Origin of the sequence: Nonomuraea sp. ATR24 (assembly GCF_041950485.1) — a bacterium.
Classification (GTDB): Bacteria; Actinomycetota; Actinomycetes; order Streptosporangiales; family Streptosporangiaceae; genus Nonomuraea; species Nonomuraea ceibae.
Genome location: NZ_JBGNUU010000016.1, coordinates 57,031 through 79,308, shown reverse-complemented (window position 1 = coordinate 79,308; position 22,278 = coordinate 57,031). Strand labels below are relative to the sequence as shown.

Genomic DNA, 22,278 nt, shown 5'->3' with positions numbered 1-22,278 from the left:
ATCGAGGGGGATGCACGCGATGAAAGCGCTGGTCAAGGAGAGGGCGGAGCCGGGGCTCTGGCTGGTCGACGTCCCGGAGCCCGAGGTGGGGCCGGGCGAGGTGAAGATCAGGGTCCTGCGGACCGGCATATGCGGCACAGACCTGCATATTCGGAAATTTGATGATTGGGCGCAGCAAACGCTGAAGCTTCCGCTCATCGTGGGACATGAGTTCTCCGGGCACGTGGTCGAGGTGGCGCCCGGCGTCGAGGACATCGCGGTCGGCGACCTCGTCAGCGGCGAGGGCCACATCGTCTGCGGCAAGTGCCGCAACTGCATGGCCGGCCGCCGCCACCTGTGCCGCAACACCATCGGCCTCGGCGTCAACCGCGACGGCGCGTTCGCCGAATACGTGACGCTGCCCGCCACGAACGTGTGGGTGCACCGCACCTCCGTCCACCCCGACGTGGCCGCCATCTTCGACCCGTTCGGCAACGCCGTGCACACCGCGCTCTCCTTCCCCCTCGTCGGCGAGGACGTGCTGATCACCGGGGCCGGCCCGATCGGGCTCATGGCCGCCGCCGTCGCCACCCACGTCGGCGCCCGCCACGTGGCCATCACCGACGTCAGCGACGAGCGGCTCAACCTGGCCGGCAAGCTCGGCGTCAACCTGGCGCTGAACGTCTCCCGCGACACCATCGCCGACGGCATGCGCCGCCTCGACATGCGCGAGGGCTTCGACGTCGGCCTGGAGATGTCCGGCAACCCGGCGGCGATGCGCGACATGATCGCGCACATGACCCACGGCGGCCGGATCGCCATGCTCGGCCTGCCCGCCGAGGAGTTCGCGATCGACTGGGCCACGGTCGTCACCTCGATGCTCACCATCAAGGGCGTCTACGGCCGCGAGATGTTCGAGACCTGGTACAACATGTCGGTCCTGCTGGAGAAGGGGCTCGACCTCACCCCGGTGATCACCGACCGCTTCCCGTACGACGAGTTCGACGCCGCCTTCGACACCGCCGCCAGTGGCCGCACGGGCAAAGTCATCCTGGATTGGAGCGCTTGATGTTCACGAACGTACGCGAGCAGCTGCGTGCGACGCTTGACGAGATCACCGAGGCCGGGCTGCTCAAGCCCGAGCGGGTGATCAGCACCCCGCAGAGCTCGGCGGTGAGCGTGGCCGGCCAGGAGGTGCTCAACTTCTGCGCCAACAACTACCTGGGCCTGGCCGACCACCCCGAGGTCGTCGAGGCCGCCAAGCAGGCGCTGGACCGGTGGGGGTTCGGCATGGCCTCGGTGCGGTTCATCTGCGGCACCCAGGAGGTGCACAAGGAGCTCGAAGCCCGGCTGTCCGACTTCCTCGGCCAGGAGGACACCGTCCTCTACAGCTCGTGCTTCGACGCCAACGGCGGCGTGTTCGAGACGCTGCTCGACGCGCAGGACGCGGTGATCTCCGACGCGCTCAACCACGCCAGCATCATCGACGGCATCCGGCTGTCGAAGGCCCGCCGCTACCGCTACGCCAACCGCGACATGGCCGAGCTGGAGTCCCGGCTGAAGGAGTCGGCCGACGCGCGGCGCAGGCTGATCGTCACCGACGGCGTCTTCTCCATGGACGGCTACCTGGCGCCGCTCGCCGACATCTGCGACCTGGCCGAGCGCTACGACGCCATGGTCATGGTCGACGACTCGCACGCCGTCGGCTTCGTCGGCCCCACCGGGCGCGGCACGCCCGAGCTGCACGGGGTGAGCGACCGGGTCGACATCATCACCGGCACGCTCGGCAAGGCGCTCGGCGGCGCCAGCGGCGGCTACGTCGCCGCCCGGCAGGAGATCTGCGACCTGCTCAGGCAGCGTTCGCGCCCGTACCTGTTCTCCAACTCGCTCGCCCCGGTGATCGCCGCGGCGTCGCTGCGCATCCTGGACCTGCTGGAGACCTCCAGCGACGCCCGCGAGCGGCTGCGCGCCAACACCGAGCGGTTCCGCAGCCGGATGGCGGCCGAGGGGTTCGACATCCTGCCGGGCGACCACCCGATCGTCCCCGTGATGATCGGCGACGCCGCCGAGGCCTCCGCCATGGCCGAGCGGCTGCTGGCACTGGGCGTCTACGTGATCGGCTTCTCCTACCCGGTGGTGCCGCACGGCCAGGCCAGGATCCGCGTCCAGCTCTCGGCCGCCCACTCCGCCGCCGACGTGGACCGGGCGGTGACCGCGTTCGTACGGGCGCGCGCCTGACCCGTATCCTCGCAGCGTGATAGACACGCGGCGGCTGCGCACGCTGCGCGCGGTGGCCGACCACGGCACGGTCACCGCCGCGGCGGCCACCCTCCACCTGACGCCGTCGGCCGTCTCCCAGCAGCTCGTCGCCCTGGAGCACGAGGTGGGGCACCGGCTGTTCGTGCGCGACGGGCGCGGCGTCCGGCTCAACGCCGTCGGCAAGATCATGCTGGCCCACGCGAACGAAGTGCTGGCCCAGCTCGAACGGGCCGAGGCCGAGGTCGCCGCCTACGCCACGGGCGCGGCGGGCGAGGTCACCGCGGCCTGCTTCGCCACCGCGATCAGCGCCGTGCTCTCCCCCGCGATCGTCGCGCTGCGCGCCGCCGCGCCGGGCGTCCAGGTGCGGGTACGCGACGCCGAGGGGCACCAGAGCCTGGCGATGCTCCTCGACGGCGAGGCCGACGTGGCGATCGCCGTCGAGTACCGGGGCGGCCCCGACGCGGCCGACCGCCGCCTGTTCCGCGTCCCGCTGTACGCCGAGCCGTTCGACCTGGTGCTGCCGGAGGGCCACCCGCTGTCCGGCTCCGCCGTGGACCTCGCCGCCGCCTCCGGGGAGACGTGGATCGGCCCCTACCCCGGCAACCCCGTGCACGACGTGATCGCGTTCGCCTGCGAGCAGGCGGGCTTCTCGCCCCGGTTCGCGCACTGCTCGGACGACTTCCGCGCCGTGGTGGCGCTGGTCGGGGCCGGGGCGGGAATCGCCCTGGTGCCCCGGCTGGCGCTGCGCGACATGACGCTGCCCGGCGTCACGGTGCACCACACGCCGGGCCCGCTCGCGGCCGGCATGGAGCGCCGCGTGTTCGCCGCCGTCCGGCGCGGGGCCGAGTCGCACCCGCTGCTGCGCCCGCTGCTGGACAGCCTCCAGCAGATCTCCGGCTCTCTCGGGATCGGATGAGACACCGGCAGTCCTGCACGCCGCCCCTACTCGGCGCGAGCCCTCTCCACGGCCTCGGTGAAGCGAGCGTGACGGGCCAGCTCCTCCTCCACCGGCCCCAGCACGTACGCCTGACCCACCTCGCCGATCGCGGCCCGCAACGCCCGCGCGGCCTTACGGGCACGACGGCGCCCGCCCAGCCACGCGGCCAGCCTCGACAGCAGCGCCACCAGCACGCCCGCCAGCGCCCCGCCCACCAGCAGCGCCGTCGGCCACGGCACCTCCCACACCGTCGGCATCGGCGGCTCCGGCAACCGCAGGTAGTCCATCCCGAACAGCGCCGCCAGCCAGCCCGCGCCCGCCACCATGCCCGCGAACACCAGCCACTGCAGCACGTTCACCGCCCGCCACCAGCGCGGCCGCCGCGTCACCCCCAGCGACGTGCGCCCCACCGCCCGGTCCACCGCGTCGGCCAGCTCCGCCGACCGCGACCGGGCCGCCCGCCGCACCGCCGCCGCCCACGCCGCCGGCAGCCCCCGCGCGGCCTGCTCGCCGACATCCCGGATCGCCGTCTCCACCTGCGCCCGCTGCACCGCCGACGCCGCCGGCACCGACGTGCGGCTCACCGGCTCGACCCCCTGCCCCGTACGGGCCGCCGCGCGGTCCGCACGGTCGCCTCGGCCGCGCCCGGACGGGGCCGCCACCCCGATCCGCAGCCTGCGCAGCGGGTCCGGCCGGAACCTGCGCACCCACCGCGTCACCGGCCACCCGGTCGCCACGACCGCCCGATGCCGGTGCCCCTTCGCCACGGCCGCCACCACCAGCGGCACCCCGGCCGCCTTCGACAACGCCGCCGTCAACGCCCCCGCCAACCCCCCGACGCCCTGCTCCCCGGGCACGGTTGTCTCCCCCTGCTGAGGTCCCCCCTGAGCGAGCGCGGCCCGCCCCAACGCCAGAACCCCCGTCCCCTCCGCACCGAACGACCCCCCTGCGGACGCGGCGACCCGCCCCTGCGGGGAAGCGCCCGCGCCCTCCGCGCTGGGAGGCGGTGCCTCGGGGGTGGTGGTCTGTTCGGGCGGGGCGGCGCTCCTCTCGGGGTGGGGTGGGAGGGTGGAGGCGGTGGTGAGGAGGGTGGCGGCGTCGCGGACGTCGGCGGCGAGCCGGTCGGACCAGGCCTTGCGGCGGGCCACCCGGTCGGCCAGCAGCGCGCGGAGGTCGGCGACCCCGGCCCCCGTACGGGCCGAGACGCCGAGGACGGGCACGCCGGTGAGCCCGTCGTCGTCGAGGAGGCGGCGCAGGTCGCGCAGGCACCGCTCGACGGCCTCGGGCGGCAGCCGGTCGATCTGGTTGAGCACGACGACCATGACGTCCCGGTGCCCGGCGAGCGGCCGCAGGTAGCGTTCGTGCACGGCGGCGTCGGCGTACTTCTGCGGGTCGAGCACCCACACGAGCAGATCGACGAGCTCGACCAGCCGGTCGACCTCCAGCCGGTGGGTGAGCCGGATGGAGTCGTGGTCGGGCAGGTCGAGCAGGACGAGCCCGCCGAGCCCGCCACCGGACGCGGAGTGCCGGTGCGGCACCTCCAGCCAGTCGAGCAGCGGCCCGGCGCCTTCGCCGTCCCAGAGCGCGGCCTGGGCGGTGGCGGTGGTGGGCCGGGTGACGCCGACGCCGGCGAGTTCGGCCCCGGCCAGCGCGTTGTAGAGGGACGACTTGCCGCTGCCGGTGGCTCCGGCGAGCGCGGCCACGGTGTGGGCGACGGAGAGCCGCCGCCGGGTCCCGGCTCGTTCGGCGACTTCGCGGGCGGCCTGGACGGCGTCGTCGGCCAGCCGTCCTTCGCCGAGTGAGGCGGCTTCGAGGAGAGCGTCGAGCCGGGTTTCCAGGGTGGGCCGGTCCTTGCGGCGCAGCAGTTTCACGCCTGGTCACCGCCTGGCAGTTCGGCCCGGTGGCGGCGGACGGTGGCGGCGGCGTCGCGCAGGGCGGCGGCGGTGCCGGGCGGGGGTTCGACGGTGGCGAGCAGGTCCAGGTAGCGATCGGCTTCGTGGTCGAGGAGTTCGCGGACGCGTTCGCGCAGGTCGTCGCGGGCGCGGGCGGTGAGGGTGCGGACGGCCTGGTCGCCGAAGATCGCTTCGAGGAGTTTCTGGGACAGCACGCTGGTGCCGCCCGCGATGCCGACCTCGATGCCGGTCAGCCCGCCGGTGGAGGCGAACACGGCCAGCATCAGCAGCAGCCCCGCGCCGTTCACCCCGAACGACGCCATCCGTGCTGTGGTGCGCCGTTCGGCGCCTTCCTCCCGTACGAGGTCGAGGACGTACTCCTGCCAGCCGCGAACGGCGGTCTCGGCCTGTTCGCCGAGTGCGGCGGAGGCGCGGCCGAGGCGGGCGGACTCGACGGGGCCGGCGCGTTCGAGGAGGCCGGGCCCGCCGGGCGCGGCGGCCCAGCCGTCGAGGGCGCGTTCGGCGGCGCTGTCGGCGACGCCCTTGATCAGGGTCTCGACGCCGCTCTCCAGGGCGTCGCGGAGCTCGACCTCGGGGGCGCGCCCGGTGAAGAAGCCGACGATGCGGTCGCGCAGCCAGCCGACGCGGCTCTCCAGGGAGCGCATCAGGTCGCCGGTGCCGATGAAGTCCTGCCAGCGGGCCAGCACCTCGCCGCGCAGCAGCGATCCGTCGCGCATGCCCTCGTCGAAGTCGGCGAGCCCGCCCGCGTAGGCGGCGGTCACGATGGAGCGCAGCGCGTCGAAGCCGGCTTCCTGCCGTTCGACGGCGGTGGCCAGCGACGGCACGCGGGTGGCGAGGCTGTCGAGCGCGCCGGACAGCGTCTGGCGTACGACGCGGGAGCGTTCGGCGGCGTCGGCGGCGAGCCCGGCGAGCCAGCCGGCGATGGGCGCGACGGCGTCGGCGGGCAGCCGGGCCTTCTCGGTGGGCAGCGCGGCCTCGGGGACGGTGAACAGGCGGCTGCCGGCCAGGCCGTTCTCCTCCAGGAGGCGTTCGAGGTCGCGGGCGACGGGCCCGGCGGCCTCGGGCGGCACGCGGTCGAGCACGACGGCGAGGGCGGTGCTGCGTTCGCGGGCGGAGCGCAGGAAGCTCCACGGCACCTCGTCGGCGTAGCGGGCGGCGGTGGTGACGAACAGCCACAGGTCGGCGGCGGCCAGGAGTTGCGCGGCCAGCTCGCGGTTGGCGGTCACGACGGAGTCGATGTCGGGCGCGTCGAGCAGCGCCAGCCCGGCCCCCAGCGCGTCGGCGGTGACCACGCGCAGCGCGCCGGGCCCGACGCCGGTGGCGCGGGACAGGCCGGGCAGCACGTTCTGCGCCATGAACCAGTCGCGGTCGGCCGGGCTCACCACGAGCGTCGGCACGAGCGTGGTGGGCCGCAGCACGCCGGGCTCGGTCACGTCGACGCCGACCAGCGAGTTGACCAGCGTGGACTTGCCCGCGCCGGTGGAGCCGCCGACGACGGCGAGCAGGGGCGCGTCGATCGCCCGCAGCCGGGGCAGCAGGTAGTCGTCGAGCTGCCCGGTCAGCTCGCGCAGCGCGCGCCGATCGGTGGCGGCGTCGCCGATCTCGAGCGGGAACAGCTCCCGGTCGAGCGGCTGCCGCAGCTCCTCCAGCGCGCCGAGCAGGTCCATACGGACCACGCTAGCCCGCGGGTGGCTCTCTCAGCACGTAACCGACGCTGCGCAGCGTGTGAATGAGCCTCGGCTCCACGTCGTCGACCTTGCGCCGCAGGTAGGACACGTACGATTCGACCACGCCGGCGTCGCCGCCGAAGTCGTAGTTCCACACGTGGTCGAGGATCTGCGCCTTGGACAGCACCCGCCCGGCGTTGGCCATGAAATAGTGCAGCAGCTTGAACTCCGTCGGCGACAGCCGCACCTGACGGCCGCCGCGCCACACCTCGCGCGCGTCCTCGTCCAGCTCCAGGTCGGCCACCTTCAGGCGGGTGGCGGGCGCGCCCTCGCCCCGGGTGCGGCGCAGCACGGCGCGGATGCGGGCCTGGACCTCCTCCAGGCTGAACGGCTTGGTGACGTAGTCGTCGCCGACGCGCAGCCCGGCGATCTTGTCCTCGGTGGCGTCGCGGGCGGTGAGGAAGAGCACGGGCGCGTCGATCCGCCTGGCCACCTCGAACCCGTCCAGGTCGGGCAGCATGACGTCGAGCACCACCAGGTCGGGTGCGGCCCGCTGGGCCACCTCGACGGCCTCGTTGCCGTCGGCGGCGGTGAGCACCTCGAACCCGGAGAAACGCAGGCTGGCCGAGAGCAGGTCCCTGATGCTGGGCTCGTCGTCCACCACCATGATCAGCGCTTCGCTCTTGCTCACCCTTCCAGGGTGACCCAGCGACCTGAGGGAATGCTGAATGCTCACTCCAAGGCGAGTGGGAGTTCGACGCGGAAGGTCGATCCCTCGCCCGGTGTGCTGCGGACGACGACGGTGCCGCCGTGGGCGTGCGCCAGCGCCTGGACGATGGCCAGGCCGAGGCCGCTGCCCCGGTCCTCGCCGGACCGGCGTCTGGACCTGGCCGAGTCGGCCCGGTAGAAGCGTTCGAAGACCCGCTCGACCTGTTCGGGGGTGAGGCCGGGGCCCTGGTCGGCCACCTCCAGGAAGACCGTGCCGTCGCCCGCCCCGACCCGGATGGTGATGGGCGTGCCCGGGTCGGTGTGGATGAGCGCGTTGGACATCAGGTTGCCGACGACCTGGCGCAGCCGTACCTCGTCACCGGAGACGATGAGCGCGGCGCCGCCCACGACGTCCAGCCCGATCTCGCGGTCGGGGGCCAGGATGCGGGCGTCCTGGACGGCGTCGGCGGCCAGCGCCAGCATGTCGACGGGCCGCATCTTCAGCGGCCTCGACTGGTCCACCTGGGCGAGCAGCAGCAGGTCGTCCACGAGCAGGCTCATGCGCCCGGCCGCGTGCTCGACCCGCTTCATCAGCTCGGCGGGGTCGGCGCCGGGGTTCTGGCGGGCGTACTCGGCGAAGCCCCGGATGGAGGTCAGCGGGGTGCGCAGCTCGTGGGAGGCGTCGGCGACGAACTGGCGCATCCGGTCCTCCGACCGGCGCGCCGCCGCCTCGCCCTCCGACCGCGCGGTGAACGCGCTTTCGAGCTGTGCCAGCATCCCGTTGAGCGCGGCGGCCAGGCGGCCCACCTCGGTACGGGGGTCGCCGTCGGGCACCCGGCGGCCGAGCTCCCCGGCGGCGATGGTGCCCGCGGTGCGCTCGATTTCGGCCAGGGGTCGCATGCTGCGCCGCACGGTCGCCACGCCGACGATCGCGAGCAGGATGACGATGCCGCCGCCGCCCAGCAGCTCGATGAGGACGAGCCGCCGGGTGATCTCGTTGACCTCGCCCAGGTCGGTGGCGACGACGAACGTGCCCTGCGGCGTCGTGCTCTGCCGCACCCGCCACTCGCCGTCGCCACCGGCGGCCGGGGCGGTGTAGATGTCGCGTCCGCGTGACGGGTCGAGCACCGGCTTGGGCTTGACGTCGACGTCGCGCTCGCTCTGCGTGGGCGTGAGCACCCCGGCGGCGTCCTTGACCAGGACGATCGTGTCGGACTCGATGAGCAGCGGCTTCTCGGTGTTCTGCTTGCCCGCCGCGCGCCGCTGCGCGTCGTTGACCAGCCGCTTGTGCACCCGTACGGAGACGAGGTTGACCTGGCTGTCGACCCGGTCGAGCAGGTAGCCGTGCAGGACCGACACGCTGACCACCCCGATGAACGTCATGCCGAGCCCCAGCAGGGCCAGCATGACGGCCATCAGCTTGATCCTGAGCGGCATCTACGGGCCCGAGGGCAGGCGCAGGACGTAACCGACGCCGCGCAGGGTGTGGATCAGCCGGGGACTGCGGTTGTCGATCTTGCGGCGCAGCACCGACACGTACGACTCGACGATGCCGACCTCGCCGCGGAAGTCGTAGTCCCACACGTGGTCGAGGATCTGCGGCTTGGACAGCACCCGCCCGGCGTTCGTCATGAAGTAGCGCAGCAGCTTGAACTCGGTGGGCGACAGCGCGACCGCGTGGCCGCCGCGCCACACCTCGTGGCTCTCCTCGTCCAGCTCGATGTCGGCGAACGTCAGCCGGGGCGGCGGCGGCTGCGCCTCGCCGCTGGTGCGGCGGAGCACCGCGTGGATGCGGGCGACGACCTCCTCCAGGCTGAACGGCTTGGTCACGTAGTCGTCGCCGCCGATGGTCAGGCCGCGGATCTTGTCCTCGGTCTCGTCCCTGGCCGTGAGGAACACCACGGGCGTGTGGACGCCGCCGCCGCGCATGCGCCGGACGATCTCGAAGCCGTCCAGGTCGGGCAGCATGACGTCGAGCACGACCAGGTCGGGCCGCTGCCGCTGCACCGCCGCGACCGCGTCGTGGCCGCTCTTGGCGGTGCACACGTCGAATCCGGCGAACCGCAGGCTGGCGGCGAGGAGTTCGAGGATGTTCGGGTCGTCCTCGACGATCAGCAGGCGCGCTTCCATCATCGGCCGCCCGCCGGGTGCCGGCCCGCCGGGCCTGACGTGCGGGAGCCGCGCGGGGACGCTCCGGATTGCCGGGGCGGACGAGCCGCGAACCTCAACCTGTCCTCCTGTCTGCACCTGTCGGCCTGGAAGGGGCCGGTGTCCTCTTCGTCCTCGAAGGGGATGATGTCCCCCTCAAGGATGCCCTCATCGGACAGGTGCTGGGACAATTCCGGCGATGTGCCGGGCGATGGCCAGGCTCGACGTGGCCGCGGGCGACGGGGCGTTGCGCACGAGCACCACGTCGCCGTGTACGTCCACGGCGAAGTCGTCGACCAGGCTGCCGTCGCGGGCGACGGCCTGCGCGCGCACGCCGCCCTCGGTCCGGTGCAGGTCGGCGGAGGTGAGCTCGGGCACGTAGCGGCGGGCGGCGCGGACGAAGGCGGCCTTGGCGAGCGAGCCGTAGACCTCCTTGACGCCGGTGCGCCAGTGGTGGCGGGCCATGCGGAGGGTGCCGGGCCAGCGCAGAATTTGCCCGACATTACGGAAATTTCGCCACCTGTAGCCCTCGTACGCCCCGGCCAGCACCGCGTTCGGCCCCACCAGCACCTCCCCGTCGATGTGCCGGGTCAGATGCACCCCCAGGAACGGATACCGCGGGTCGGGCACCGGATAGATCAGCCCCCGCACCAGCTCCCTGGCCGACTCCCCGAGCGCGTAGTACTCGCCCCGGAACGGCACGATCCGCACGTCACCCGGCTGCCCCGCCATCCGCGCCACCGCGTCGGTGCCCAGCCCCGCGCACACCACCAGCCGGTCGAAGACGAACCTGCGCCTCCCGGCCAGCACCTCCACACCCGAGGCGCCCTGCCTGATCCCCCTGACCGGATGCCCGAGCCGTACCGAACCGCCCAGCTCGGCCACGTCCACCGCGAGCCGGCGCGCGACGGCCGGGAAGTCGGCGATCGCCGTGTGCGGCGAGTGCACCGCGCCCACGCCCACCGCGTGCGGCTCGACCTCGCGCAGCGCCAGCGCGTCGAGCTCGGCGATCCCCGGCACGCCGTTGGCCCTGGCCCGCTCGGCCAGCGCCGCCAGCCTCGGCCGCTCCGCCCGGGTGCTCGCCACGACGAGCTTGCCCACCTCCCGGTACGGCAGCGCGTGCTCGGCGCAGTAGTCCTTGAGCATGGCCACGCCCTCGCGGCACAACCTGGCCTTGAGCGAGCCCGGCGGGTAGTAGAGGCCGGCGTGCACGACGCCGCTGTTGTGGCCGGTCTGGTGGGCGCCGACGCGGCCCTCCTTCTCCAGCACGGTCACCTCGGCGCCCCGCGCGCCCGCGAGCTCGCGGGCCACCGCCAGGCCGACGATCCCGGCCCCCACGACTCCGATCTTCTCCGTCACGAGGCCAGTGTGCCTGCGTGGCAGCCGTTCGTCCGCTCTCGGGGGCAATGTATCCGAAACGGTAGGTGCTACTCGGCTCGACAATCGAACACGAGTACGATGGCGGCATGTACGTCCCGCCCGACTGGCCCGCGGAGGTCCGGCCGCCCAGCGTCCCCGACTGGGAGACCTCGGCCGTGGCGTGGCTGCTCGACGCCGTCCCGCCCGACTACCGCGCCTACGAGGTGCTCCGGCGCCACCCGGTCGCGCTGGCCCGCATGGCCGGCCATCACGTCCGCTCGGCCATCGAGGCGGCCCGCGCCGGCTATCGGGGCGCCGCCGTCGACCTCAAGGGCCACCTGCCGCCCCACGCCATCGAGGCCGTGCTCGACGCCTACCGCGAGGAGGGGCCCCGGCTGGTCCGCCTGTCGCGTTCGGTCGAGGCCGTCGAGCGGGCGCTGCGGGGCGACATGTTCACCGCCACCATGCGCGACACCTCGCGCTGAGCGGCGGCGTCAGCGGGTGCGGCGGGCCAGGAAGGTGATGAAGCCGATCGCGACCGCCGCCGCCGCGAGCCAGATGAGCACGTCGCGCACGGTCAGCCCCGGAGAGGCCGCCGGTGCGTCGGCCGCGGCCCGGGTGCCCTCGGCCTCCGGCCGCCCGGCGGAGGGCGACGGCGGTTCGGCGGCGGGCGAGGGCGCGCCGGCCGCCGGGATCGGCACCTTGTAGACGGGGCTGTTCTCGCCCTCCGACCCGGTCAGCAGCGCCTTGCCGTCACGCGTGTAGGCGATGGACTCGGCCTGCTCCAGGTCGGGCATCGACACCCGGGTCAACACCTCGCCCGAGGGCTTGTAGACGGTCGCCGAGAAGTAGGTGCGGATCACGTACGAGGAGCCGTCGGGGGCGTAGGCGGCGTCGGTGGCCATGATGGGCGCGGCGGCGACCTTGCGCAGGATGTTGACCCGCCCGGTGCGCAGCTTCTTCGGCGCCTCGTAGACGGACCCGCTGAACTCCTTGGAGACGACGTAGAGCCGCCCGGTCACCGGGTTGACCATGATGCCCTCGGCGTTGCGCCCGCCGCCCTCGTAGCGGAACCGGTAGCGGGTGGCGGGCAGGGTGGCGTCGGCCAGCGTGGCCGGCTCGGCGACCTTGTAGATCGAGACGTCGGGCCAGGCGCCGTCGAGGTTGTCGCCGATGTCGGCGAACCAGAGCACGCCGCGCCCGGTCTGCGGGTCGCGGGTGGCCGCCATGGCCTCCCAGTCGCGTGCCTCGGCGCCGCGCAGGCGGAAGGTGGCCCGGGTGCGGCCGTCGGGGCCGACGGCGTAGAACTCGGGCTGGGCGGCGCTGTCGTTGTGCGTGTAGTAGACGTCGTCGCGGGTGGGCGACAGGGCCAGCCCGCTGGACTCGGTGATCCGCGGGTCCTTGAACGTGAACAGCTTCTCCCCGTCGCGCGGCACGGGAGAGACGGCGGACACGTCGGACGCGGCGGCGGGGGCCGCGCAGGCGGCGAGCGCCGTCACCGCCACGGCGCAGGCTCGGATCAGGACCACGTCGCCATCATGCCGCAGCCCGGGCGGTGCCCACGCGAGCGCTGTGCCGGTGGAACCCCGCGCCCTGCAACGCCAGGAGAAGCGCGTTCCCGGCGGCCATCGCGACCCACAGCCCGGTGACGCCCCAGGTGGCGGCCACCGGCACCGCCGCCAGCGCGAGCAGCCCGTAGCCGGCGGCGAAGTAGATCAGGCTGGCCCCGGACCGCTTGAGCGCGGTCAGCCCGAAGCCCTGCACGGCCTGGGCGGCGTCGGCCATCGAGGAGACGAGCATCAGCGGCATCAGCCCGAGCACCCGCGCCCGTACACCGGGGTCGTCGCTGAACAGGCCGAGCAGCGGATCGCCGAGCGCCAGCAGCGCGAGCGCGGCCAGGGTGGTGCCGGCGACGGCGAGCAGCGCGGCGGTGCGGTTGGCGCGGCGCGCGGCGGCGGGCGTGGCGGCGCGGGCCACGTCCGGCACCGACGCCTGCGCCACGGCCAGCGAGGCCAGCATGGTGAAGCCGGTGAGCGTCGTCAGCACGGCGTGCGCGGCGGTGTCGCGGGTGCTGGTGGTGCTCGCGGCGAACGTGACGACGCCGAGCGCGCCGAACTTGATCAGCACCGTGGCCGCCAGCGGGACGCTCACCCGGGCCAGCCTGGCGATCTCGCGCGGGCGCGGCCGTCCCCTGCCGATGCGGCGGCCGAGCGCGCGGCGCAGGCAGAGGTCGGCGACGGTGACGGAGGCGACGCCCGACAGCAGCCAGGCGACGCCGACGCCGGTGAGCCCGAGCCGGGGCACCAGCGTGAGGGCGAGGACGACCATCACCGACGTGCCCGCGAGGCCGGCCCAGAGCACCGGCCGGCTGCGCCCGATGGCGACGAGCACCGACGTGGCGCCGCCCCCGGCCGCGAACACCAGCAGGTAGAGGGCCAGCAGCCAGGGCAGCGCGCCGAGCTCGGCCACCACCTCGCCGGGCACCCCGCTCACGCCCGCCAGCGCCGGGACGCCGAGCACGGCCAGCGCCCCGGCCGCCCCGACGAGCAGGCTGAGCCAGCGGGCGTCACGCAGGATCGGCAGCACGGTGTCGGGGTCGTCTCGGTGCGGCGCGACGAACGGCGCCAGCCCGCGCAGCGCCCCCGCGACGGCGGTGGAGGCCGGGGTGAGCACGGCGGTCATGACGGCGAAGGCGGCCAGCGTGACGGTCGCGTGGCGGCCGAGCACAGCGGTGACCACGAGCGTCCCCACCAGCCCGGTCACCATGGACAGGAACAGCGGCGCGGCGGCCTTGAACAGGCCGGTCACCGAACTCACGCGATCACCCTATGGCCTGGAGTCCACTCCAGGTATTTAGGGTTGAATCCATGGACTACGTGAACCTCGGTCGCAGTGGCCTCAAGGTCAGCCCGCTCTGCCTCGGCACGATGAACTTCGGGCCCGAGACCTCGGAGGACGACTCCTTCGCGATCATGGACAAGGCGCACGAACTGGGCATCAACTTCTTCGACACGGCCAACGTCTACGGCTGGGTCAAGGGCGAGGGCATCACCGAGCAGATCGTCGGCCGGTGGTTCGCGCAGGGCGGCGGACGCCGGGAGAAGACGGTCATCGCGACCAAGCTCTACGGCGACATGGGCGACTGGCCCAACGAGCGGGGGCTGTCGGCGCTGAACATCCGCCGGGCCTGCGACGCCTCGCTGCGGCGCATGCAGACCGACTACATCGACGTCTACCAGGCCCACCACATCGACCGGAACACCCCGTTCGAGGAGTTCTGGGAGGCCATGGAGATCCTGCGCCAGCAGGGCAAGATCCTGTACGTGGGCTCGTCCAACTTCGCCGGCTGGCACATCGCCAAGGCGCAGGAGACGGCGGCGCGGCGCGGCTCGTTCGGCCTGACCAGCGAGCAGAGCCACTACAACCTGCTGACCAGGGCGGTCGAGCTGGAGGTGCTGCCCGCCTGCCTCGACTACGGGATCGGCGTGATCCCGTGGAGCCCGCTGGGCGGCGGCCTGCTCGGCGGCGTGCTGCGCAAGCTGGACAAGGGTCGCTCGGCGAGCGAGCACATGGCCAAGGAGCTCGACAAGCACCGCGACAAGATCGTGGCGTACGAGAAGCTCTGTGACGAGCTGGGCGAGGACCCGGCGTACGTGGCGCTGGCCTGGCTGCTCGCGCAGCCTGCGGTCACCGCGCCGATCATCGGCCCGCGCACGCTGGCGCAGCTCGAAGGCACCATGCGCACGCTGGAGATCACGCTGGACGAGCAGACGCTGGCCCGCCTGGACGAGATCTTCCCCGGTCACCGCACGGCTCCCGAGGACTACGCCTGGTAGGTCAGGTCACCAGTGCGCCGACGATCACGATCAGCATCAGAAGGCCCAGCACGACGGGCAGCAGCCAGGAACGGGGACGGTCCACGCCCTGGAGCCTAGCCGCGCGGCGCGGGTGCCAGGTCCCATTCGTCGAGTGACTCGTACCTCACCTGCGCGCCGATCTCGCTCTTGACGAGCCGTACGGTCTCCGCCCGCCAGGGCGAGCCGCTGAACCCGGACAGCGACTCGGCCAGCGGGCGGAGGTCCGTCTCGGCCTTGGCGCGGGCGAGCGTGAGATGCGGGTGGAACCGCTTCTCGTCGGTCTGCGAGGCGCCGGCCCGGCGGGCGCCCGCCTTGACCGAGTCGGCCAGCCGGTTCATCGGGTCGCCGGACAGGCCGGCCCAGAAGACCCGGGCCCGGCGCAGCGACGAGAACGCCCCGAAGCCGGTGAAGGCCAGGCGGGCGGCGGGATGGCGGGCGACGGCGCGGGCCAGCCTGGTGCGCAGGTCGGGCAGCGCCCGCTCGGGCACGTCACCGAAGAACGCCAGCGTGACGTGCCACGTGGCCCGGTCGGGCCAGCGCAGCTCCGGCACCTGCCCGACGTGCGGCGCGATCGCCCGCTCCAACTCGTCGAGCACCTCGGCGGGCGGCACCACGGCCGCGAACAGTCTCATGCCCTCCGATTGTGCCCCCGCCGCCCGTGCCGCGCGGTCAGGCGGTGACCGTCGCGCGGCGGGCCAGCCGGTTGCGGATCAGGCGCGTCGCCAGCACCGCCAGCCCGGTGCCGACCAGCACGAGCGCGCCGGACAGCATGACGCCCGCCCGCGGCCCGGCCAGGTCCGACAGCCACCCGATCAGCGGCGCCCCCAGCGGCGCGCCTCCGGTGAAGACCAGCATGTAGATGCCCATCACCCGGCCCCGCATCTCGGGCGAGGTGGCGAGCTGGACGCTGGCGTTGGCCGCCGTGTTGATGGTGATCAGCGCGATGCCGGTGGGCACCAGCAGCGCCAGGTAGGCCGGGTAGACCGGGGCCAGCCCGGTCGCGATCTGGAACAGCCCGAACCCGATCGCCCCGGCGAACAGCACCTTGCGTGACAGCCTGACCCTGCGCGCGGCCAGCAGCGCCCCGCCGAGCGCCCCGACGGCGAACATGCTGGACGCCAGCCCGAACGAGGACGCCCCCGCGTCGAACACCTCGCGCGCCATGAGCGCTATCGACATGGAGAACGACTGCGAGAACATCGACACGAACGCGATCAGCAGGATCGGCATGAGCAGTTCCTCGCGCCGGATCACGTACTTCAGCCCCTCGCGGAGCTGCCCCTTGGCCCGGGGCACCGGGTCGGCCAGGTTCAGCTCCGACTTGCGCATGAAGGCCAGGCTGGAGATGACCGCGGCGAACGTGAGCGCGTTGACCAGGAAGATCGGGCCGGTCCCGCCGAGCAGGTAGATGAGCACGCCGGCCAGCGCCGGGCCGAGCACGCGGGCCAGGTTGAAGCTGGAGCTGTTGAGCGCGATCGCGTTGGGCAGGTCGCGCCTGCCGACCATCTCGACGACGAACGCCTGCCGCGCCGGCACCTCGACACAGGCGATGAGGCCGAGCGCGAACGCCATCACGTACACGTGCCACACCTGCGCGGTGCCCGTCATCGTGAGCACGCCGAGCGCGAGGGCGAGCACGGCCATCATGGACTGGGCGGTGATGAGGATGGGCCGCTTGGGGTAGCGGTCGGCGAGCACGCCGCCGAACATCCCGAACAGCAGCATCGGCAGGAACTGCAGGGCGGTGGCGGTGCCGAGCGCGGACGCGCTGCCCCCGGTCAGTTCGAGGATCAGCCAGTCCTGGGCGGTGCGCTGCAGCCAGCCGCCCACGTTGGACACAGCGCCGCCGACCGCGAACATGCGGTAATTGCGAATCTTGAGCGACCGGAACATCCCGGTCTTGGGTTGTTCAGGCTCTATATCCTGCTGAGCTTCTCCAGGATCGGCGCCGCCTGCCTGAGGATCGACCGCTCCTCGGGCGTGAGCTCCTTCAACTGCCTGGTCAGCCACGCCTCCTTGCGGCGGCGTTCCTCCTTCAGCAGCGTCTGGCCGGCCTCGGTCACGGTCACGGTCACCTGGCGCCGGTCGGTCGGATGCGGGGTGCGGTGCAGCAGGCCGCGTTCCTCGAGCGCGGCGATCACGCGCGTCATCGAGGGCGGTTGCACCTTCTCGAGCTCGGCCAATTCGCCGGGGGTTATCGCGGAATGCCGTTCCACGGCGGCGAGGGTCGCGAACTGCGTGGGCGTCAGCGGGTGCGCCGCTCCCTGTCGTCGGAGTCGCCTGTTCAGCCTTGCGAGGGAGACGCGCAAAGCCGTAGCCAGTCCTGCGTCGCTGCGCAGGTTGATCTTGGGCTGCTGGGGTCTGGTTAGCACGAGTCATTACCTTTGCTAACTATACAGGAAGACAAGATATTTCTCCCAAACGGTGCGTGTCTCACTCCTTGATACCCCGGGGCCGCCCCGCCGAGCATGGCGGCCCCATCCTTCGTCAGAGCCCGAGCAGAACCTTGATCGGCCCGAGCGCGAAGTACACCACGAACAGCCCGGCGACCGCCCACATCAGCGGGTGCAGCTCCTTCGCCTTGCCGCGCACGATCTTGATCAGCACGTAGCTGATGAAGCCGGCGCCGATGCCGTTGGAGATCGAGTACGTGAACGGCATGATGACGATGGTCAGGAACGCCGGGATGGCGATCTCGTACTCGGTCCAGTCGATCTCGCGGATCGCGGTCATCATCAGGAAGCCCACGATGACCAGGGCCGGCGCGGCGGCCTCGTACGGGATGACCGTGACGAGCGGCGCGAAGAAGATCGCGCCCAGGAACAGCAGGCCGGTGACGACGCTGGCCAGGCCGGTGCGCGCGCCCTCGCCGACGCCCGCGGCCGACTCGATGTAGGTGGTGTTGGACGACACCGAGCCGGCGCCGCCCGCGACCGCGCCGAGCGAGTCGACGAGCAGGATCTCGCGGGTGCGCGGCAGCGTGCCGTCCTCCTGGACCAGCCCGGCCTGGCGGCCGACGCCGACCATCGTGCCCATCGTGTCGAAGAAGTCCGTGATGAGCAGCGTGAACACCAGCAGGACGACCAGCAGCACCGAGACCCGGCTGAACGCGCCGAACGGGTCGAACTCGGTGAAGAGCGTGAACACGTTGTGCAGCCCGAAGATCTGCTCGGGCACGGACGGCACGTTGAGCTGCCAGCCGCCGGGGTTGTCGGGGCCGAACGCGCCGGACTTGGTGATCAGCTCGACCACGATGGCCAGCACGGTGGTGCCTACGATGCCGATCAGGATCGCGCCGCGCACCTTCCGCGCCACCAGCACGGCCGTGGTCAGCAACCCGACGATGAACACGAAGATCGGCCACGACGTCAGGCTGCCGGCGATGCCCATCTCCAGCGGCGTCCCGGCGGCGCGGCGCACGAAGCCCGCGTCGACGAAGCCGATCAGCGCGATGAACAGGCCGATGCCCACGCTGATGGCGGTCTTGAGCTGGCCCGGGATGGCCTTGAACACCGCCACCCGCAACCCGGTCAGCACCAGGAGGCCGATGATGATCCCTTCGAGGAACACCAGGCCCATGGCCTCTTCCCAGGTCATCTGGGTGGCGATGTTGAAGGTGACGAAGGCGTTGAGCCCGAGCCCGGCGGCCATGGCGAACGGCACCTTGCCGATGACGCCCATGAGGATGGTCAGCACGCCGGCCACGAACGCGGTGCCCGCGGCGACGAGCGCCGTGTTGGGCGTCGTGCCGTCCCCGATGACCTGGCCCTCGACGTCGGTGCCGTTGGCGATGATGATCGGGTTCAGCACGACGATGTACGCCATGGTGAAGAACGTGGCCAAGCCGCCACGGATCTCCCGGGACATGGTCGAACCACGTGCGGTGATTGCGAAGTATCGATCGATTGCGTTACGAGTGTCACTCACGCGCGAAGAGTGACAGTGAACGGGTTTTGTGACAAATGCCGGTAATCGTATCGAGACCCGATTGGAAGCTAGGCTGGATCCCGTGACGCAGCAGTGGCACCCCGACCCCGAGCCGATCGAGACCAACGACACCGCGGCGATCGCCGCCGGCACCGGCCTGTGGGCGCTCGCCCTGGTCGCTCTGCTGATCTTCCGCCCCGCCCCCGAGAACACCTGGTGGATCTGGACCTGCGCCACCGGCGTCGGCTTCGGCCTGCTCGGCATGTGGATGGTCCGCAAACGCTGACATCTGTCACATCCGGCAGGTCCCGGATGTCATCGGCAACTGCTGTTACACGGCACTACCTGGGCAAAAGTGGCCGTACCATGCTGGATGCCATGAAGAAGTCCATGATTGCCCTGCTCCTGTGCGCCACCGCCGCCACCGCCTGCGGCACCGGCACCGAGCCGGCCGCCAAGAAGGAGGCCGGCCGCGACACCGGCACCGTCGCGTGGAGCCCGTGCACCGACCTGACCGGCGCCGACGGCAAGCCCATGGCCCCCGATCCCGCCGTCGAATGCGGCAAGGTCCCGGTGCCGCTCGACTACACCAAGCCCAGCGGCGACACGATCGACCTGGCGCTGATCCGCGTCAAGGCCACCGGCGACAAGCTCGGCTCCCTCGTCTTCAACTTCGGCGGCCCCGGCGGGTCCGGCGTCGACACGCTCGCCCTCGCCCGCCAGGCGTTCGCCGGCCTCGGCTCCTCCTACGACCTGGTCAGCTTCGACCCCCGCGGCGTCGACCGCAGCTCCGGCGTCAAGTGCGGCGGCCAGATCGACAAGCTCCTCCAGATGACCGGCGACGGCTCCGACCAGCTCGCCAAGGAGTTCGCCGCCGCCTGCGAGAAGGACTCCGCCAAGGTGCTGCCGCACGTCGGCACCGTCAACGCCGCCCAGGACCTCGACCGCCTCCGCGTCGCGCTCGGCGACGACAAGCTCAACTACTTCGGCCTCTCGTACGGGACACACCTCGGCGCCGTGTACGCCACCAAGTTCCCCGGCAACGTCGGCCGCTTCGTCCTCGACAGCGCCTACGACCCGTCCGTCACCTTCGAGGAGCGGGCCGTCATCCAGGCCACCGGCTTCGCCGACGCCTTCGACGCCTTCGCCGACGACTGCGTCGCCCAGGGCTGCGACCTCGGCAAGACCCCCGCCGCCGTGCAGCAGACCGTCGAGAAGCTCCTGGACGGCCTCAAGACCAAGCCGCTCAAGGTCGGCGACCGCGAGCTCACCTACGGCCTCGCCCAGCTCTCGATCATCACCCCGCTGTACGCCAAGGCCACCTGGCCCATCCTGGAGCAGGGCGCCGCCGCGGCGCTCAAGGGCGACGGCGCCATGCTGCTCACGCTCGCCGACTCCTACACCGGCCGCAAGGACGACGGCACCTACTCGACCATGATGACCAGCCTCCAGGCGATCAACTGCGTCGACAGCGCCGAACGGCCCACCAAGGCCGAGACCGCCGCCATCAACGAGAAGGTCAGCAAGATCTTCCCCATCCTGGCCGCCGACGGCGCCAGCTCCGCCTGCGCCCACTGGCCCGTCGAGGGCACCGACGACGCCAAGCGCATCGATGCCACCGGCTCCGCGCCCATCATGGTGATCGGCGGCAAGGGCGACCCCGCCACCCCGTACCAGTGGGCGGTCTCCCTCACCGAGAAGCTCAAGACCGGCGTCCTGGTCACCTACGAGGGTGAAGGCCACGGCGCCTACCTGAGCGGCAGCACCTGCATCACCCGCGCGGTCGACTCCTACCTGCTCAAGGGCACGATGCCCGGCTCCGGCACCACCTGCCCCGCCGCCTGACCCCTCCCTGTCTACGAGCCGGCGTGCTCGACCTCCCGCAGTCTGCGGCGCAGGAGGGCGCGGTCGGGGGCGGTGCCCGCCAGGGCGAGCGCCTCGCGATAGGCAGCGGCGGCCTCGGCGTGGCGGCCGAGCCGATGCAGCAGGTCGGCCCGCGCCGCCGGGTAGGGGTGGTGGCCGCGCAGCAGCGGCTCCCCGGCCAGCTCGTCGAGCAGCGCCAGCCCGGCCCGGGGCCCGTCGCGCATCGCCACGGCGGCCGCCCGGTTCAGCGCCACCACCGGCGACGGCGTGAGCGCGAGCAGCACGTCGTACAGCGCCACGATCTGCGCCCAGTCGGTGGCGGCGACGTCGGCCGCCTCGTCGTGCAGGGCGGCGATGGCGGCCTGCACCCCGTACGGCCCCGGCGGGCCGCCGGTCAGCGCCACCGTCGCCAGGGCGGCCCCCTCCTCGATCATCGGCCGCTCCCAGCGCCCCCGGTCCTGCTCCTCCAGCAGCACCGGCTCCCCGCCGGGCCCGGTGCGGGCGTCACGCCGGGCGTGGACCAGCAGCATCAGGGCGAGCAGCCCGGCGACCTCCCGCTCGGCGGGCAGCAGCCGGCGCAGGATCCGGGCCAGCCGGATGGCCTCCTCGGCCAGGTCGAGCCGTTGCAGGAGCGGCCCCTCGCTGGCCGCGTAGCCCTCGGTGAAGATCGAGTAGATCACCTGGAGGACGCCGGGCAACCGCTGCGGCAGCTCGTCCACGTCCGGCGCCCGGAACGGGATGCGCGCCTCGCGGATCTTCTTCTTGGCCCGGGTGATGCGCTTGGCCATCGTCGGGGACGGCACCAGGAAGGCCCGCGCCACCTCGGACATGGTCAGCCCGGCCAGGCAGCGCAGCGTCAGCGCGGTCCGGTCCTCGGCGGCGAGCGCCGGGTGCGAGCAGGTGAAGAAGAGCTGCAGCCGCTCGTCGGGCAGGTCGTCGTCGAGCCCCGCGGCCTGGGCGGGCCCGGCCCGCTCGGCCTCGATCTGGAGGATGGCCAGCCGGGCCGCGTACGCCTGGTCGCGCCGCAGCCGGTCGACGGCCCGCCGCCGGGCGGTGGTCATCAGCCACGCGCCCGGCTTGGGCGGCACGCCGTCGACGGGCCAGCGCTCCAGCGCCGCCTCGATGGCCTCGGAGGTGACCTCCTCGGCCAGGTCGAGGTCGCCGAAGCGCCGGGCGAGCGCCGCCAGCAGCCGGCCGCGCTCCTCCCGGAACACCGCCTCCACCGACGCCACCGGCCCCAGCCCGCCCCCGCCAGGTCCGGCCGGGGAGCCGGTGCCCGCGCTCATGGGAGTCAGACCCCGAAGTCGGCGACCGGCCGGACCACCACGGAGCCGTCGCGCGCCCCCGGGCAGCGGGCCGCCCAGTCGAGGGCGGCGTCGAGGTCGGGCACGTCGATGACGTAGAAGCCGCCCAGCAGCTCCCGGGTCTCGGCGAACGGCCCGTCGGTCACGGTGCGCTCACCGTCGGCGCCGACCCTGACGGTCGTGGCGGTGACCAGGTCGGCCAGCGACTCCCCGGAGACCCAGATCCCGGCGTCCCGCACTTCCTTGTCGTAGGCCATCCAGTCCTCGGGCGTGCAGCCGGGGGCCTGGCCGCTGTCGTCGGCGGTGTTGGCCATGATCAGCATCATGTACTTCATGTTCGAACTCCTCGATGTCCCG

At 72.7% G+C, this 22,278-nt stretch carries 21 protein-coding genes; 7 read left to right on the top strand and 14 right to left on the bottom strand.

The genetic code is table 11. The features are described from left to right. Positions 1 to 19 precede the first annotated feature (19 nt). From tdh to ACBI99_RS32215, 3 genes are read left to right on the top strand one after another with little or no spacing between them, the layout of a single operon-like run. On the top strand, positions 20 to 1,048 hold the full coding sequence (gene tdh, locus ACBI99_RS32225) for an L-threonine 3-dehydrogenase (protein WP_375074191.1): 1,029 nt from the start codon (positions 20 to 22) through the stop codon (positions 1,046 to 1,048). Continuing rightward, complete coding sequence (locus ACBI99_RS32220) at positions 1,048 to 2,217, top strand: glycine C-acetyltransferase (RefSeq protein ID WP_219506331.1); 1,170 nt, start codon at positions 1,048 to 1,050, stop codon at positions 2,215 to 2,217. The genes tdh and ACBI99_RS32220 overlap by 1 nt, the downstream gene beginning before the upstream one ends. Positions 2,218 to 2,233: 16 nt before the next feature. Next, entirely contained in the window at positions 2,234 to 3,154 is a 921-nt protein-coding gene (locus tag ACBI99_RS32215; RefSeq protein WP_375074190.1) for a LysR family transcriptional regulator, read from the top strand. Positions 3,155 to 3,180: 26 nt separating this feature from the next. Here ACBI99_RS32215 and ACBI99_RS32210 read toward each other — a convergent pair whose 3' ends face one another. From ACBI99_RS32210 to lhgO, 6 genes are all read right to left on the bottom strand, one after another. Next, positions 3,181 to 5,046, bottom strand: a complete 1,866-nt coding sequence (locus tag ACBI99_RS32210) for a GTPase (protein ID WP_375074189.1) — start codon at positions 5,044 to 5,046, stop codon at positions 3,181 to 3,183. Then, positions 5,043 to 6,755: an ABC transporter gene (locus ACBI99_RS32205; RefSeq protein WP_357591450.1), complete on the bottom strand. Its 1,713-nt coding sequence runs from the start codon at positions 6,753 to 6,755 to the stop codon at positions 5,043 to 5,045. Before ACBI99_RS32205 ends, ACBI99_RS32210 begins: the two co-directional genes overlap by 4 nt. A 10-nt stretch (positions 6,756 to 6,765) precedes the next feature. Then, on the bottom strand, positions 6,766 to 7,422 hold the full coding sequence (locus ACBI99_RS32200; protein WP_246645101.1) for a response regulator transcription factor: 657 nt from the start codon (positions 7,420 to 7,422) through the stop codon (positions 6,766 to 6,768). A 65-nt stretch (positions 7,423 to 7,487) separates the two neighbouring features. Next, positions 7,488 to 8,879, bottom strand: a complete 1,392-nt coding sequence (locus tag ACBI99_RS32195) for a HAMP domain-containing sensor histidine kinase (protein ID WP_246645088.1) — start codon at positions 8,877 to 8,879, stop codon at positions 7,488 to 7,490. 21 nt (positions 8,880 to 8,900) lie between these two features. Next, positions 8,901 to 9,596 (bottom strand): response regulator transcription factor, encoded by a 696-nt coding sequence (locus ACBI99_RS32190; protein ID WP_357591452.1) that lies wholly within the window; start codon positions 9,594 to 9,596, stop codon positions 8,901 to 8,903. A 183-nt stretch (positions 9,597 to 9,779) separates the two neighbouring features. Then, positions 9,780 to 10,970, bottom strand: coding sequence for an L-2-hydroxyglutarate oxidase (gene lhgO / locus ACBI99_RS32185; protein WP_357591454.1), 1,191 nt, complete (start codon positions 10,968 to 10,970; stop codon positions 9,780 to 9,782). A gap of 107 nt (positions 10,971 to 11,077) precedes the next feature. Between lhgO and ACBI99_RS32180 the strand changes: the two genes are divergently transcribed. Continuing rightward, positions 11,078 to 11,455, top strand: a complete 378-nt coding sequence (locus ACBI99_RS32180) for a hypothetical protein (RefSeq protein WP_375074188.1) — start codon at positions 11,078 to 11,080, stop codon at positions 11,453 to 11,455. 9 nt (positions 11,456 to 11,464) lie between these two features. On the opposite strand, the gene ACBI99_RS32175 is transcribed toward ACBI99_RS32180, so the two are convergent. Beyond that, the gene (locus ACBI99_RS32175; RefSeq protein WP_375074187.1) at positions 11,465 to 12,499 is read right to left on the bottom strand and encodes a hypothetical protein; all 1,035 of its coding nucleotides are present in this window, start codon (positions 12,497 to 12,499) and stop codon (positions 11,465 to 11,467) included. A gap of 7 nt (positions 12,500 to 12,506) precedes the next feature. Next, positions 12,507 to 13,787, bottom strand: coding sequence for a polysaccharide biosynthesis C-terminal domain-containing protein (locus tag ACBI99_RS32170; protein WP_357591458.1), 1,281 nt, complete (start codon positions 13,785 to 13,787; stop codon positions 12,507 to 12,509). Between the two features lie 50 nt (positions 13,788 to 13,837). Here ACBI99_RS32170 and ACBI99_RS32165 point away from each other — a divergent pair, with 50 nt between their 5' ends. Next, complete coding sequence (locus ACBI99_RS32165; RefSeq protein WP_219506302.1) at positions 13,838 to 14,806, top strand: aldo/keto reductase; 969 nt, start codon at positions 13,838 to 13,840, stop codon at positions 14,804 to 14,806. Between the two features lie 95 nt (positions 14,807 to 14,901). Here ACBI99_RS32165 and thpR read toward each other — a convergent pair whose 3' ends face one another. The 4 genes from thpR to ACBI99_RS32145 form a co-directional block, all read right to left on the bottom strand. Continuing rightward, positions 14,902 to 15,459 (bottom strand): RNA 2',3'-cyclic phosphodiesterase, encoded by a 558-nt coding sequence (gene thpR, locus ACBI99_RS32160; RefSeq protein ID WP_375074186.1) that lies wholly within the window; start codon positions 15,457 to 15,459, stop codon positions 14,902 to 14,904. A gap of 37 nt (positions 15,460 to 15,496) precedes the next feature. After that, positions 15,497 to 16,687 carry an MFS transporter gene (locus ACBI99_RS32155; RefSeq protein WP_375074185.1) on the bottom strand — a complete coding sequence of 397 codons (1,191 nt, stop codon included), beginning with the start codon at positions 16,685 to 16,687 and terminating at the stop codon, positions 15,497 to 15,499. A 56-nt stretch (positions 16,688 to 16,743) separates the two neighbouring features. Then, positions 16,744 to 17,136, bottom strand: a complete 393-nt coding sequence (locus ACBI99_RS32150) for a MarR family transcriptional regulator (RefSeq protein ID WP_357591515.1) — start codon at positions 17,134 to 17,136, stop codon at positions 16,744 to 16,746. Between the two features lie 178 nt (positions 17,137 to 17,314). Then, on the bottom strand, positions 17,315 to 18,694 hold the full coding sequence (locus tag ACBI99_RS32145) for an NCS2 family permease (RefSeq protein WP_375074184.1): 1,380 nt from the start codon (positions 18,692 to 18,694) through the stop codon (positions 17,315 to 17,317). 142 nt (positions 18,695 to 18,836) lie between these two features. Here ACBI99_RS32145 and ACBI99_RS32140 point away from each other — a divergent pair, with 142 nt between their 5' ends. Then, positions 18,837 to 19,040 (top strand): DUF2530 domain-containing protein, encoded by a 204-nt coding sequence (locus ACBI99_RS32140; protein ID WP_219506294.1) that lies wholly within the window; start codon positions 18,837 to 18,839, stop codon positions 19,038 to 19,040. A 104-nt stretch (positions 19,041 to 19,144) separates the two neighbouring features. After that, positions 19,145 to 20,599 (top strand): alpha/beta hydrolase, encoded by a 1,455-nt coding sequence (locus ACBI99_RS32135; protein ID WP_375074183.1) that lies wholly within the window; start codon positions 19,145 to 19,147, stop codon positions 20,597 to 20,599. An 11-nt stretch (positions 20,600 to 20,610) separates the two neighbouring features. Here the strand turns inward: ACBI99_RS32135 and ACBI99_RS32130 are convergent, their stop codons facing one another. After that, positions 20,611 to 21,903: an RNA polymerase sigma factor gene (locus tag ACBI99_RS32130; RefSeq protein ID WP_375074182.1), complete on the bottom strand. Its 1,293-nt coding sequence runs from the start codon at positions 21,901 to 21,903 to the stop codon at positions 20,611 to 20,613. Positions 21,904 to 21,908: 5 nt separating this feature from the next. Beyond that, positions 21,909 to 22,256, bottom strand: a complete 348-nt coding sequence (locus tag ACBI99_RS32125) for a YciI family protein (RefSeq protein ID WP_219506287.1) — start codon at positions 22,254 to 22,256, stop codon at positions 21,909 to 21,911. Positions 22,257 to 22,278: the final 22 nt, after the last annotated feature.